The organism is Streptomyces sp. NPDC007875, from assembly GCF_042868035.1.
GTDB classification, from domain to species: Bacteria; Actinomycetota; Actinomycetes; order Streptomycetales; family Streptomycetaceae; genus Streptomyces; species Streptomyces antimycoticus.
Window position 1 is genome coordinate 1 of sequence record NZ_JBIADZ010000105.1, and the last position, 2,044, is coordinate 2,044.

The window sequence follows — 2,044 nt, forward strand, 5'->3', positions numbered from 1 at the left end:
GGGGTGGGCCTATCGCTATCCGCTGAGCCCGAGCACCGGCTGGTGGGACCGGCTCACCACGCCCGTGGACGACGAACTGCGCCGTGCGGACGGGCGGCGGACGTTCGGGCTGATGGAGCTCGCCGTACGGGCCCCGTGGCGCCGTCTGGGGGTGGCGCCGCCGGATGCGCGCAGGCCGCGTACCGGTCGTGGGGATCTGTCAACGCGATTGCCGCCACGACCGGGCCATGATCAATCACGGTTCGATTGATCCTCGAGCCGAAAACGCCCTCTAACCAGCTGGGTGCGTGCAGTAGGACGCCCTGGTGTCCCCCACCCCGACGAGCAGGGCATGGGTGACGCGTTCGGCGAAGTCCGGCCCCAGCTCGGCATGGCGAAACAACGCCCGGAAGACGATGGGCGCAGCGAACAGGTCCAGCAGGAGGTCAATATCGAGCTGCTTTACCTCGCCCCGTTCCTGCGCTCTGCGCAGGGAGACCACGCAGGCATTCCTGCGGGGTTCCCAGACGATGGCGAGGAATTCCTCGTGCAGCTGGGGATCGGTGGCGAGGTCGGCCAGCAGTGCGGGGATCACGCGCCCGAGGGCGGGATCGGCCATGCCGACGCGCAGCGCCTCCAGGTGCCCGATGATGTCGCAGTGCAGGCAGCCGGTGTCGATCTCCACGACGCCGACCCGTTCGTGCGCCATGGCCGCGACGACCAGGTGCTGCTGGCTCTTCCAGCGGCGGCGGATGGCCGGCTTGGTGGTGCCCGCGCGGGCGGCGACGGCCTCCATGGTCAGCGCCGAGTAGCCGACCTCCCGGACCAGTTCGGACACCGCGGCCAGCACGGCGCGGTCGATACGCTCGTCGCGTCGGCGTGGCATCACACCTCCCTGCTGCCGTGATCCGCCCACCTTACCGAGGAAGCAGCACCACCTTGCCGAACGGCGTTCCGCGTTCCAGCAGCTCCAGGGCGTGCTCGGCGTCGGTGAGGGCAAGACGCTGATGGAGCACGGGCGAGAGCGGGCCCTCGGTCCACAGCTCCGTGATCTCCTGCCAGGAGCGTCGCAACTCCTGTGGTGTCACCGAGTTCAGACTGAACGCCAGCAGCGTGGGCGACTTGTGGAAATCGTTCAGCAGCGTGGAGAGAAGGTCTTCGCCCGGAGCACCACCGGCGCCGCCACACATCACATAGCGTCCGTTGTCGCGCAATAGTCTCAGGTACCGGCCCATGTCCGGGCCCGCGACCGTGTCCACGATCACGTCGTAGGTCTGGTCGGGGACGGCGGAGGCGGTCCGGTCCACGATCCGCGCGGCGCCCAACTCCAGCAGACGCTCGCCACGGGCCGCTGAGGAAGTGACCGCGGTGACCTCGGTTCCACGAGCGGATGCGATCTGTGTTGCCAGCGAACCGATTCCGCCGCCCGCACCGCGGACGAGAACGTGTTCACCTGCCGCCGTCCCCGCTCGGTGCAGCGCGATCTCGGCGACGAGCGCGTTCACGCCCAGCGCGACCGCCTCGGCGGAGTCGGCCTCCTGCGGCACCGGCAGGACCCGGTCCGCGTCGACGACGACTCGCTCGGCGTAACCGCCGAGGGCGGGTATGGCCAGTACCCGCCGACCGACCAGATCGCCGGGCGCACCCGGTCCGGCCGCCTGTACTCGGCCGACGACTTCCACCCCTGGCACGGAGCCCGGGCCGGGGATGCCCCGGTACTCGCCTCGGCTGAGCATGACGTCGACATAGCCCGCGCCGATCACGTCGGCCTCGACGAGTACCTGGCCGGGCCCGGGTGCCGGCTGCGGCACGTCGATCACGCCAAGCGCCCCGGACGGCTGCACGACCGCTGCCCGCACAGTGACCCACCTCTCAATACGTTCCGATCCGAATCGGAACGATACACTCAGGCACTCATGCCGTCGAGGCGGCGGCGAACGGGCCGCGCCGAACAGAACATCGCTGCCGCCGGCTTCGTCGGTGCCAGCGGCATCCCGCACCCCAGCAATACCGCCGGGCCACTCGGCCGGCATCCCCGACGAAGCGGGAGAGGCGAGGGACCCCA

The 2,044-nt window shown here is 70.1% G+C and carries 2 protein-coding genes and 1 pseudogene; 1 reads left to right on the forward strand and 2 read right to left on the reverse strand.

The window, feature by feature from the left end; translation table 11 throughout:
* Positions 1-250 (forward strand): annotated as a pseudogene (locus ACFYOY_RS49120) (hypothetical protein); the annotation flags it as partial.
* A gap of 21 nt (positions 251-271) precedes the next feature.
* Here the strand turns inward: ACFYOY_RS49120 and ACFYOY_RS49125 are convergent.
* Together ACFYOY_RS49125 and ACFYOY_RS49130 are read right to left on the reverse strand one after the other, a co-directional pair.
* The gene (locus ACFYOY_RS49125) at positions 272-865 is read right to left on the reverse strand and encodes a TetR/AcrR family transcriptional regulator (protein ID WP_388594644.1); all 594 of its coding nucleotides are present in this window, start codon (positions 863-865) and stop codon (positions 272-274) included.
* Positions 866-896: 31 nt separating this feature from the next.
* A complete protein-coding gene (locus ACFYOY_RS49130) occupies positions 897-1,838 on the reverse strand; it encodes a zinc-binding alcohol dehydrogenase family protein (protein ID WP_388594647.1) in 942 nt (313 codons plus the stop codon).
* Between the last annotated feature and the right edge of the window lie 206 nt (positions 1,839-2,044).